This is a genomic window from Flavobacterium tistrianum, from assembly GCF_003254545.1.
GTDB classification, from domain to species: Bacteria; Bacteroidota; Bacteroidia; order Flavobacteriales; family Flavobacteriaceae; genus Flavobacterium; species Flavobacterium tistrianum.
On record NZ_QJRH01000046.1, the window covers coordinates 1 to 12685 of the forward strand.

General features: G+C 32.6%; 9 protein-coding genes. 2 read left to right on the forward strand and 7 right to left on the reverse strand.

Features of this window, described 5'->3' with window-relative positions:
* Positions 1–85: 85 nt before the first annotated feature.
* From DMB71_RS00380 to DMB71_RS00410, 7 genes are all read right to left on the reverse strand, one after another.
* Positions 86–1519 (reverse strand): MFS transporter, encoded by a 1434-nt coding sequence (locus DMB71_RS00380; RefSeq protein WP_111362729.1) that lies wholly within the window; start codon positions 1517–1519, stop codon positions 86–88.
* Positions 1520–1825: 306 nt separating this feature from the next.
* A complete protein-coding gene (locus DMB71_RS00385) occupies positions 1826–2935 on the reverse strand; it encodes an endo-1,4-beta-xylanase (protein ID WP_111362720.1) in 1110 nt (369 codons plus the stop codon).
* Between the two features lie 201 nt (positions 2936–3136).
* The gene (uxuA, locus tag DMB71_RS00390; protein ID WP_111362731.1) at positions 3137–4300 is read right to left on the reverse strand and encodes a mannonate dehydratase; all 1164 of its coding nucleotides are present in this window, start codon (positions 4298–4300) and stop codon (positions 3137–3139) included.
* A 118-nt stretch (positions 4301–4418) separates the two neighbouring features.
* Entirely contained in the window at positions 4419–5156 is a 738-nt protein-coding gene (locus DMB71_RS00395; protein WP_111362722.1) for an SDR family NAD(P)-dependent oxidoreductase, read from the reverse strand.
* A gap of 19 nt (positions 5157–5175) precedes the next feature.
* Positions 5176–7329 (reverse strand): alpha-glucuronidase family glycosyl hydrolase, encoded by a 2154-nt coding sequence (locus tag DMB71_RS00400; protein ID WP_111362723.1) that lies wholly within the window; start codon positions 7327–7329, stop codon positions 5176–5178.
* 271 nt (positions 7330–7600) lie between these two features.
* The gene (locus DMB71_RS00405) at positions 7601–8629 is read right to left on the reverse strand and encodes a LacI family DNA-binding transcriptional regulator (protein ID WP_111362725.1); all 1029 of its coding nucleotides are present in this window, start codon (positions 8627–8629) and stop codon (positions 7601–7603) included.
* Between the two features lie 138 nt (positions 8630–8767).
* A complete protein-coding gene (locus tag DMB71_RS00410; protein ID WP_111362733.1) occupies positions 8768–9205 on the reverse strand; it encodes a PepSY-like domain-containing protein in 438 nt (145 codons plus the stop codon).
* Between the two features lie 294 nt (positions 9206–9499).
* On the opposite strand from DMB71_RS00410, the gene DMB71_RS00415 reads away from it, so the two are divergent.
* Together DMB71_RS00415 and DMB71_RS00420 are read left to right on the forward strand one after the other, a co-directional pair.
* A complete protein-coding gene (locus DMB71_RS00415; protein ID WP_111362726.1) occupies positions 9500–11689 on the forward strand; it encodes a tetratricopeptide repeat-containing sensor histidine kinase in 2190 nt (729 codons plus the stop codon).
* 10 nt (positions 11690–11699) lie between these two features.
* Positions 11700–12341 (forward strand): response regulator transcription factor, encoded by a 642-nt coding sequence (locus DMB71_RS00420; protein ID WP_111362728.1) that lies wholly within the window; start codon positions 11700–11702, stop codon positions 12339–12341.
* The last annotated feature ends 344 nt before the right edge of the window (positions 12342–12685 follow it).

Here is a 12685-nt window from a genome sequence, read left to right on the forward strand (position 1 = left end):
GCTTCGAAATTGCCAGATTATTGATTTCTTCAAAATTAATGTGCTCAATGCTGTCTTCAGGCATAGTGATATTTTCTTTAAATAATTAACTTCTTCTTTCTTTCAGTTCGGTTTCAATCTGTACTTCCATTTCCTTGTTGATCTTATAGAAAAACAGTAATCCAGCTCCAATTAAAAAAGGAATTGCAGGAAAAATGCTCACCAATAATCTGATTCCATTTATTGCAGTTTGAGACTGTTGAGGTGTATTCGGAACATAATCAAAATACCCTAAAAACAAAGTGGTTAAAGCTCCTCCAACGCTTAGACCCGTTTTCAGTCCAACCATCATGGCAGAAAATATAATAGCAGTTGCACGGCGATTGTTCAGCCATTCTGAGTAATCGGCAACATCAGCAATCATAGCCCATAAAATAGGGATTGTGATTCCGTAGAAGAATCCGTGTAGAATTTGAGAGAAAAACATCAATCCAATTGAAGTTGGCGGAAAGAAATAAAAAGCAATAATGAACAAAGTCGAAATGAATAAAAACAATCTAAATACATTTCGCTTTCCGTATTTATCAGCTAGATTTTTAGATAAAGTAATACCAACAATCATAAAAATAATTCCGCCTGCATTGAATAGACCGAAGCCCGCAGATACAGGGTCATTCCCAAAATGATTCAATCCTATTTTGGTTAAGAAATCTAAAATAGGCTGGATAAAAAGAGCTAACTGTTCTTTATTGACATAGTTTTCAAAATAATAGACATACGAACCGCCTTTCATTGCCAGAGTTACAAAAACCAAAGTCGTTAGAGAAAGCATAATTATCCATGGTCTATTCTTGATTAAATCGCTTAAATCTTCTTTGACACTTGACTTTTGTTCGGGTTTCGGAATGATTCTTTCTTTTGTAGTCAAAAATGTAATTAAAAGCATAATAGTGCCAATAATCGCCAAAGCGGTCATTACTTTTTCAATCCCGACAGCTTTATCTCCATTTCCAGCACTTTTTATAATGCCAAGCATAAAAACCTGAACGAAAAATTGTGCAAACATTACTGCCACAAAACGGTAAGATGACATACTATTTCTTTCGCCCATATCTCCAGTAATGACACCGCTTAAAGCAGAATACGGAAGATTGTTTCCTGCATAAAAAAGCAGCAATAAAGTATAGGTTACAACGGCATAAATTACTTTCCCTTTATACGAGAAATCGGGAGTAGAAAAGGCTAATAATGCTACTACTCCAAGCGGAATTGCCGTTATTAAAATCCACGGTCTGAATTTTCCCCACTTTGTACTGGTTCGGTCAGCCAAAACTCCAATAATCGGATTAAAAATAAAAGCTGCGATTAAGCCAACAATCAACATAATAATCGATGAATCTGTTGGCGATAATCCGTAAATGTCGGTGTAGAAATAAGCCAGATACGTCATCAAAGTCTGAAAAACTAGATTAGCTGCTAGGTCTCCTAAACTGTATCCTATTTTTTCCTTGATGGATAGTTTTTGTGAAAGTTTGGTCATTGGTGGGTTTGTGGTCATTTGTTGATTAGTTATGTAAGCAAAAGTAGTTTCTAAAAATAAAGTTAATCAGTTTTTCTCCTGCAAGGCTTCCAAAACCTTGTAGGTTTCAATTGTTTGTATATTATTTTTCAGCATACCTACAAGGTTTTGAAAATCTTGCAGGAAAGCGAATTGCAATTAAAACAATCGGTTGTGTAAAATTATACAAAAAAACACATCATCCAAATTTAAGTTACTTTATTTACGTTATTTTTCATTTCACAATCGATTGTTGTCAATTCATCAAAACTTAAGCTCTTTTAGCATCTATTTTTTAGTTTCTTTCAGCTTTAAAAGACTGTCATATGCTTTCTTATGTTTTAAATCTTTGTCAAATGGCAGTGGATAATTGATTCTTCCTTTTATTGGCCAGTCATTCAGCCAAGATTGTCCGTCATGAACACCCCAAAAAGTCACTCTGCTTATTTTGTCTTTATGCTTTAAAAATAGTTTAAAAATTGATGCGTAACGCTCTGCTAGTTTGTTTTGAACCGAATCTGGTAACGCTTTTGGATACGGATTCATTTTTTCGCTTCCTTCAAAATTCTGATTGACATCTGCTCCTTTTAAATCCCACGGATTTGGCAAAACCGTAATATCCAATTCTGTAAAAGCTACTTTAAGCCCTAAAGCTGAATATTCTAATATGCTTTTTTCAATCTCTTCCAATGACGGACTTTCCAATCTCCAATGTCCTTGAATTCCCACTCCATCTACTTTTCCGCCTTCAGCTTTGATTTTCTTGATTAAAGCAATTGCTCCAGCTCTTTTTGCTGGTTCTTCGATATTATAATCGTTATAATATAAATCTACTTTTGGATCGGCCTTTTCTGCTAGTTTGAAAGCATCAACCAAATATTTTCCACCAAGTGTATTCAGAAAAATCGATTTGCGTAAAGTTCCGTCCTCGTTTAAAGCTTCGTTTACAACATCCCACGAATTAATTCTTCCTTTGTATTTTGAAACTATCGTCGTGATATGATCCTTCATGAAGGCTTTCATTTCTGTACTGTCAGCAATTTTTTCCATCCAAGGTGCTAATTGGCTATGCCAAATTAAAGTATGTCCATGAATAAACATTTTATTTTTCTCACCATACGCCACAAATTTATCTGCTAGAGTAAAATCATATTTATCTTTCTGCGGATGCGTAAACATTGATTTCATTATATTTTCTGCCGTAATAGCATTAAATTCTTTACGAATCAGAGAATCTTCTTTTTTATTTTTTTCATTAATCTGATTTAAGTCTAATGCCGTTCCTATATAAAAATCATTTTTATAAACATCTTTTAAACTTGGTTTTTCTTTCTGAGAGGTACAGCTCACAGACAGGAGAACCACAAAGGCAAATAAATAAGGTTTAATAAATTTCATATCTTTTGGTTTAAATAGTTAATAGTTTTTTTTAGAAACACATATCCTAACAGGTTTCCAAAACCTGTTAGGCATTATTTAAAGTTTCTCCCTTCCTCATTGAAACCCAACAGGCTAAAAAAACTGTCGGGTGTAAACTGGAAAATATACTTTTTATATACCTAACAGGTTTTGGAAACCTGTTAGGATACTTAACTTTAGTTACAAATTCAATTTATAAGCAATCCCCATTTCGAGACCTCTTAATTCAGCTAAACCTTTCAATCTTCCCGTTAGAGAATAACCTGGATAAGTTTCTGTTTTTTCATCTACTTTATGAAGAAAACCATGATCTGGACGCATTGGAAGACTTGTTTTTCTTTCGTTCATTAGTAACAATAATTTTTCAACAATAACTTCCATTCTGACATTTCCGTTTAAATGCTCAGATTCCCTAAAAATGGTTTCGCTTTCGCGTATGGTGTTTCTTAGATGCAAAAAATGAATTCGATTTCCAAAATCATCTATTATTTTTTCGAGATTATTTTTGGGATCAGCGCTCAATGAACCTGTGCAATAACATAATCCATTGGCAGTTGAAGGAACAGCACTGAAAATAGCTTTCAGATCGGCTTCTGTTGAAACAATTCTTGGAAGGCCCAAAACTGAAAATGGCGGGTCGTCTGGATGAATCGCTAATTTTTGTCCGTTCTTTTCTGCAATCGGTGTCACTTCCGATAAAAAATAGATGAGGTTTTCCCTTAGTTTTTCGTTATCAATTTCAGCGTAATTTTCTAACAGCGATAAAATCTGTTCTGCCGTAAAATGAACTGTACTTCCTGGTAATCCCAACAAAACATTTTTAAACAACAATGCTTTTTCGTCTTCAGACAATTGATTTCCAAATTCTAATGCTTTTTCTTTTTCAACATCTGAATAATCATTTTCTGAATTCGGCCTTTTTAAAAGAAAAACATCAAAATAAGTAAAAGCATCCTGATTATACTGTAATGCTCTACTTTCATCAGCATTTATAAAATTATGATTCGTTCTCACCCAATCCAGAATCGGCATGAAATTATAGGTTATAATTTTGATGCCACATTCTGCTAGATTTTGCAAACTGATTTTATAATTTTCAATGTATTGCAGATAATTTCCAGAAGCTCGTTTGATTTCTTCATGAACAGGAAGACTTTCTACAACAGTCCATTCCAAACCGTAGTTGCGAATGATTTCCTGTCTTTCTTTTATCGCTTCAACAGTCCAGATTTCACCAACAGGAATTTGATGCAATGCGGTTACAATTCCTGTTGCACCCGCTTGCTTAATATCGATAAGTTTTACGTTGTCTTGAGGTCCAAACCAACGCATGGTTTGCTGCATTTTTATCATACTTATTTTTTAATCTCGCAAAGACACAGAGGCGCAAAGTTTTTATATAAAAAAGCTTAAAAAAAATACTTTGCGACTTCGTGTCTTTGCGAGCAATTTTCAGCGTTCACTAAAACCCAATACTATTTCCGCCATCAACTGGCAATACTGTACCTGTAGTATATTTTGATTCACTTAAAGCGAAATAATAAACGGCATCTGCAATGTCTGACGGTTCGCCTAAATAGCCCATTGGCGTTCTTCCCAACACCTTGTTCTTTCTTTCAGGATCGTTATCAAGTGCTGTCGAAGACATTTTTGTTTTAATAAATCCTGGAGCAATACAATTGGCGCGAATGCCAAACTGAGCCAATTCAACGGCCATAGCGCGGGTCATCGCTTCAATCGCACCTTTGCTTGACGAATAGGCAATTACTTTCGGGATTCCGTATTGAGAAGCCATTGAACTAATATTTACAATGCTTCCTCCTCCGTTTGCTTTCATGTTTTTTACCACTTCTCGACTCACAGCAAAAACACTCAAAAGATTGGTATGAATAATCGATAAAAAATCTTCATCGGCCACATCTGTAAACTCTTTTTTCATGTTGATTCCAGCATTGTTGACCAAAATATCAATTGGGCCATTTTTTGTAATACTTTCAATCATCGCAGGAATTCCTTTCAAATCATTTAAATCGAAAATTACAGGAATAGCATTTTCTCCAATTTCCTTACAAGCATCTTCTGTTTTTTCTTTTGATCTTCCGATTATATAAGTTGTGATTCCGTTATCACAAAGTTTTTTTGCGGTTGCAAAACCTAATCCCGAATTTCCTCCGGTTACAATTGCTGTTTTTTTACTCATAATTTTTTATAAAATATATTTATCCATTCCCTGGCGCAAAAGGGAATTTTAATGATTTAAAATACTCTAAAGTTTCCGTCGGTTTTCCTACATCAACAGGAAGTTCTTTGCCGGAAAACTGTTTGAAATACAACAAACACGCATCACGCCACCATTTTGCTTCTTTGTATTGAATTTCCAATAACATTTCGACTTCTTTAAACCGTTCGCTGTCCACATATTTCTCAGCTTTCTGCCAAACATTCTGCATTTCTCTGACCTGATTTACACCTTCCTGATATTTAAGAGCCAAACCATTCCACAGTGTCTGACCATTTTTTAATTTATAATCCCATGAAACGTGATGAAACCATAAAAGATCTTTTTCAGGACAGGTTTCCACATTATTAAAAAGATCAGCAACTTCTGGCGCGTATTGAGATACAGCATTTGTTCCCGATTTTGATCTGTCGAAACCAATTCCATTTTTATCTGCTTTATGATAATATGTCGGATTCCATTCTGGTCTTGATAAATTAGAAACCCAAGGTCCTGGCCCGTAATGATGTCCTGTGTCCATGATATGATGCAAACCAAGCGGCGTCATATAATTGACGACGGCTTCACGAGACTGTATCATCATATTTTTTACAGGTTTGATGAAATTTTCATCATTAGAAAATGTGCTTCTCAACCATTCATCGGCAATGGTTTCTGAATCTAAATATGGATTCCAAGCCAGCCTTCCGAAACCGTACCAATTGGTCTGCGCGAAAGGGTGTCCTGTCCAGTTTAAATCGTTTCCGATATTGGCTACACCGGCAATTCCAGTTAATTTATTTTGATATAAAGTTCCATCAACCACTTTAGCAACAGTTGAACCTTTTCCTTTTTGATAAGTATCAGATTCCAGAACCTCTTGAAATAATTTAGGAAGGAAAACCAAATGCGTGCTGAAACCTAAATATTCCTGCGTAATTTGAAATTCCATCATTAAAGGCGTTTTTGGCATTGCTCCAAATAAGGGGTGAAAGGGTTCTCTCGGCTGAAAATCGATCGCTCCGTTTTTGACCTGAACAATTACATTTTCTCTAAATTTTCCGTCATAGGGCTGAAATTCGGCGTAAGCCTGTTTCGCTCGATCATTAGCATCATGTTCTGAATATACAAACGCCCTCCACATTATTATTCCGCCAAAAGGAGCTACAGCATCCGCCAGCATATTCGCTCCGTCAACATGATCTCTTCCGTAGTTTTGAGGACCGGGCTGACCCTCTGAATTGGCTTTTACCAAAAATCCACCAAAATCTGGGATTCGTTTATAAATTTCAGCAGACTTATTTTTCCACCATTTTATGACTTCAGGATCTTTTGGATCGGCACTTTTTAGTTTCCCAATTTCGATTGGCGCCGAAAATCTTGCGGTTAAATACACTTTTATGCCATAAGGTCTAAAAACATTCGCTAATGCTTCGACTTTTTCTAAATATTGTGGCGTAAGAATTAAAGCGTTTGCATTTACATTGGTCAAAACTGTTCCGTTAATTCCGATTGAAGCATTTGCTCTAGCGTAATCAATATAACGTTGGTCAATAAAATCAGGCAATTTCTGCCAGTTCCAAAGGGAAAATCCAGCATAACCACGTTCTACGGTTCTATCAAGATTATCCCAATGATTCAGAATTCTGATATTGGTTTTAGGAGAATCGACGATATTTAAATTTTTAACCGATTTATTGGTCTGCAATATTCTCAGGAAATGAAAAACGCCATATAAAACAGCAATATCATTTTTTCCTGTAATGATGATTTGCTTTTTATTTTTAAAGGAAATCGATTTAATGATAAAACCTTCAGTATTTATTGTATCAAAATCAGATTTTAACTCGTTCTTGATTTCGATATTTAAATTTGATTCTGAACCAACAATAAGATTGTTCTCTCCTTTTATATCCGATTTTATTTGAAGAATATTTCCTAGCATATCCGAAAATCCTGTTTTGAGTTCTTTCTCAACTATTTTGATAGTTTCTGAGTTTCCTAAAACAACAATTTCTCTAAGATTGTTTTTGTATTCAGAAGCTATTGTAGAATTGGCAACTGAATTATATTGAAGCCACAATTTATAATCCTTTTGTGCTAAAGCAGAAAAGGAAATCAAAAAAAACAGGAAAACAAATCTTAATGAACTCATGGCTTTTAATTTATGCTTTACGATCTCAGTCTGAAAGAATCAATATTTTATTTCCATTTAAAAGCATTTAATAAAATTTTAATTTAAAAAATACATTATCCGAAATAAAACAACAATTGCAATCGGTTGCGTAAAAATATAGGATTGTTATTTAAGAAAAAAATTTTTGCTGTCTTTTTTTCAAAAAAATAATTTCTATAACAAATTAAAGCAGGATAATTATAAAAACTATCCTGCCCTGTAGAATATCAAAAATATTTATTTAAAAAATTTATTTTTGAGTGGATTCCCTTGCGAGTACTTCTGTATTTAAAAAAGTGATTTCTTTTGCATCATCATTTTTAGACGATTTCAAATTCTTGATGATAATTTCAGCTGCTGCTTTTCCCATTTTTTCGGCGGGATGCGTAATGGTAGATAAATTAGGATCTATAATCTGCGAAATTGGGTCATTATTAAAACCAATTACTTTGAATTCTTCGGGTACTTTGATTCCACGTTTTTTAGCAGTCTGCACGGCGCTTACAGCCAAAATATCTCCTGGTGCAAACAATCCGTCTGGAATTGGCTTTAAATCAAATAAAGCGTTACTGGCTTTTACGCCGTCTTCATAAGTAACCGAATTTAAATTGATAATCAATTCTTCTTCAATTTCTATATTATGATCTTTTAAGGCTTCTATATAACCTCTTTTTCTTTCGTTATACAAATTCCCTAATTCTGAACCAGCAGTAAAATGTGCAATGCGTATGCATCCTTGTTCAATAAGATGTTTGGTTGCTTTGTAACCAGCTGTATAATTGTCAATTACAACTCTAAAAGTATTATATCCTTTAGGAACTCTATCAACAAAAACTAATGGGATATTATTGTTTGAAAACTGATTAAAATGCGCCGTATCTCTAGTTTCCATTGCCAGAGAACAGATTACACCACTCACACGATTAGAATATAACGATTTGGCCATATTTACTTCTTCTTCATACGAGTCATGCGACTGCATAATAATTACAGTATAATCAGACTTTTGAGCTGTGATTTCGATTCCACTAATCAGAGAAGATAAAAAGGGCTGTGTAACAGTAGGAATCAAAACACCAATCGTTCTAGTTTTGTTTCCACGCAAACCTGCTGCTAAAGTATTCGGGACAAAACCCATTTCTTCAGCGGTTTTTTTCACTTTTTTAATCGTCTTATCACTTATCGTGTGATGATCTTTTAAAGCTCGTGAAATAGTAGAAGTTGCCAGATTAAGTCTCTCAGCAATATCGTAAATCGTTACGTGTTTATTTTCTTCCATAAAACAAATAATAGAAGATGTAAATATAAACTATTTTCTCTCACGTTTATATTTTAAAAAATTGGCCACAAATTAAAATGCCCTGATTTATTTTCAGTTTGAAATATAAATCAGAGCACTATAAATTGATTGAACATATTAATCGTTCTTTTTGTCTTTTAAAATTTTACCTTCTTTCGTAAATTCCAGATCAATTTTGTTTGTTAAATCTACATCGAGATCTTTGTGCCCATAGTCGATATGAGTTATTTTTTCATTTGGATAATTTTTGGCTACATAAGCTTTTATATTGTCAGGAATAAAAGCGGTCGGAATTGGATTGTCTCCACCATCAACCTCACGATACGAACCATCTTTCCAAAATTCTACTTCTGTTCCATCTTTGAGCTTAACTTCATACCCCTTTTCTCCATGTTCTGCATCTTTTTTAGCAAGTTCGACAGTTGTATAACTAAAATGCTTCTTTAAAAAATCCTGAGCTGGTTTTGGCAATTCTGTCAATTCAATTTTCTTTTGTGCGCTGGCCGAGATCGTTAACATTAACAATCCTATGACTAAAAATATTATCTTTTTCATGATTCCTTTATTTAAGTATAGTCTCACTAATTTACTGTAAGAAAATTTAGATTCAAATCAATTTAAGAAACATTTAGTCTTTTAACAAATCATAATCAATTCATTTTCAGAGAATAAAGAATATTTTTAATCATTTCTAATTTCACAACTTGATCCAAAAAATTTGTTTTTTAAGCAACTATATTAAACTGATTTGTAGTACTTTTACTTATTATCAAGAAACAATTCAATAAAGCCCAAGTTTACAACTTCAAAATTTATCCAAATTCTATTTAGAATACAAACCAAAAATGTATGGCAGTCTGGTCGGAAAGGTTTTATTTAATCATATTTATCTTTTTATCATTCAGTCTTCAGGCACAGATTGAAAATAAAAAGAATTCTTTTGCCTTAAAAAAATCTTCAATTAGCAAACAAGATCCAAAAATTCAAGATCTTTATAATCTATATAATAAGGGACAAGAAAAAAAAGCATACAAAACAGCACATTTACTTTTAAAATCTAAAATAGATAATCGATCAACTGCAAGTACCAATCTTCTTCTCGCGTACTACTTTAATAAAAGAGCTATAATCGATTCTTCAATCTATTATACAAATCAGGCTTTTAAATACAATACAACAACTAATGACTCTCTAAAAAGCCGACTTTTTTCATTAGGATACAATCTGTTAGCGATAAATTACAATAAGAGAGGCCTATTTAATGAAAGTAAAAAATGGCATCTTAAAGGCATAGAAGCATCTCAAAAATACAACGAAACAAATCTTTTTTATGCACATACGCATGGTTTAGCACAAACATATACAGAGCTGGGCGATTATAAGAATGCTTTAAAGTTATTTAAGCAATGTTTAGAATATAAAGATGATCCAGAAATAATTCTTGGAAGTTATATCAATATTGGCGATCTTTATTCTAGACTGAAAGATTATGACAATGCTGTTATCTATTATAAAAAAGGAAAGACACTCTGCGAAAAGTCTAATAATTTTCAAGGAAAAACTATTATTTTTCTTGGTTTAGGAGAAAATTATCAACTACAGAATAAATATGAGGAAGCGTTAAAAATGTTCCAAGAGGCACTTGTTATTGCTGATGAAAATGAACTAAATCAATTGGCAATTATTTCGAGGAGCACTATTGGAGACTGCTATATTTCTCAGAAAAAATATAATGAAGCAAAATTAATTTTTTCCGAAGCGCTTCAAAAATCAGCAGATTTCGGACTGCTTCAAAATCAAATTGATATCTATGACGAGTTACGAAAAATCGCTATCAAACAAGACGATTATAAAGATGCTTATCTGTTTTTTGAAAAATCTACTCATTTAAAAGACTCTATTTCAAAATTAGAGAGAATTAAAGAAATAAATGAACTTGAAATTCAATATAAGACAGCTCAAAAGCAAAAGGAAATTAAATCTTTAAAATTCGAAAACGAAGCTAAAAAACTAAGCTTAGCAAGTCAGGGAGAAGCAATCAAAAATATGCTACTTAAGGAAGAAATATCGAATAAAAACAATGAAAATACCATCCTCGCCTACCAAAACTCATCTAACAAAAAACGAAATGAAATATCGATTCTAAAAAAGGACCAGCAATTAAAAGCTTTAGAAATCAATCAACAGAAAAAAATTAAGCTATATGCTATCAGTGCTTTTCTTATTCTTTTAATACCAATAATTGCGCTTTTATTTCAGTTTCACAAACGATTCAAAGTACAGCATCTATTAAATATTAAACAAACGGAAATTAGTTCGCAAAAGATTAATAGTATTCTAAAAGAACAGGAACTCGAGCTAATCAAAGCTTCAATTAGGGGTCAAGACAAAGAAAGACAGCGTATTTCTCAAGAGCTTCATGACAGTATTGGCGGTAATTTAGCGGCAATTAAATTACAAGTGAATCGCTTAAGTCCTTCCAGTTTTTCTAACATTCAAAACATTAGTAATCAACTGGATGAAACCTATCAGCAAGTACGAAATTTATCACATACTTTACTTCCGAAGAAATTCAGCCAAAATAAATTTCTTGAAGTGTTAGAATCTTATCTGAGTAATATTGGCGAAGCAAGTAAAATTAAAATTTCCTATATCCCATATCCGAAAAAAGAGATTAATGAATTACACGAAAATATTCAGATTGAAGTTTTTAAAATCATCCAAGAACTTTTGACTAATACAATTAAACATGCGAAAGCTTCAGAAATAGAAATTCAATTAAATTATATCGAAAACAATTTAAACCTATTGTTTGAAGATAATGGAATTGGTTTTGAAACCGAAAATATTTCAAGAGGAATCGGATTTATCAATATGGAAAACCGAATTAATAAACTAAATGGCACATTTGCAATTGATTCTAAATTAAAACGAGGAACTATTTTTAACATAGAAATTCCAATCTCAGAGTCGAAATCTAAAACAAAAATAAAAGGAATAGACTTGAAAAATCAGCTTGACGAATTAAAAAGCAACTAATATTTATTGAATGAATAAAATTAAACTACTTATAGCCGACGATCACACTATGTTTCTTCAAGGAATTATCTCCCTGCTAGAACAAGAACAAAATATCACTATTGTTGGCAAAGCTATAAACGGAATTGAAGCACTTGAAATAGTTAAAAAAGAAGATATCGATTTTATTATTCTAGATATAAGCATGCCTGAAATGGACGGGATTGAATTGAGTAAAATCCTGAAGAAAAACCATCCAACCACCAAGATTCTTATTGTGAGTACACACAGCAATGTGATGATTATCTCTAGATTAATCAGAATTGGCGTAAATGGCTATTTATTGAAAAATGCAGAAAAGGAAGATCTTTTGAAAGCAATTAACACAATTGCTTCGGGAGAGAATTATTTTGCAGAAGAACTAGAAGAAAAACATTTCATTAATAGCACAAAAATTGAAAAACAGATTTCTAATCTAACTGAATTAAGTTCAAGAGAAAAAGAAATTCTAATACTGATCGCTCAAGAATATAATACTGCCGAAATCGCAGAAAAAACTTTTATAAGTCTAAATACAGTAAATACACATCGCCGCAATCTCTTATCAAAATTAAATGCTAAAAATACAGCAGGTTTAGTAAAATATGCAGTAGAAAATGGATTAGTAGACTAACATTTAATATAAAAAATGCTCGAATAAAATAGTAAAGCTCCCCAATGCTTGTACTAATTATTCGAGCAAATAATAAGAATCTAATTTTAATCAAATCAAAATTGTATGATAATATCAATTTAATTCTCCAAAAATATAGTTTGATACACCTCGTTTACATAACAATTTGACACAAAACTAGTGTTATACTTTTTCTTTCGCATCACTAGAAATAGTGATTTTCACTACATTCTATTACTTTTCGTCTAAATTCAGCTAACCAAAAAAGCTATAAAACAAAAAAAATCCCCATCAAATTCATGATGAGGATTCTAAAAAGAAAGGCGACGACATACTCTCCCACA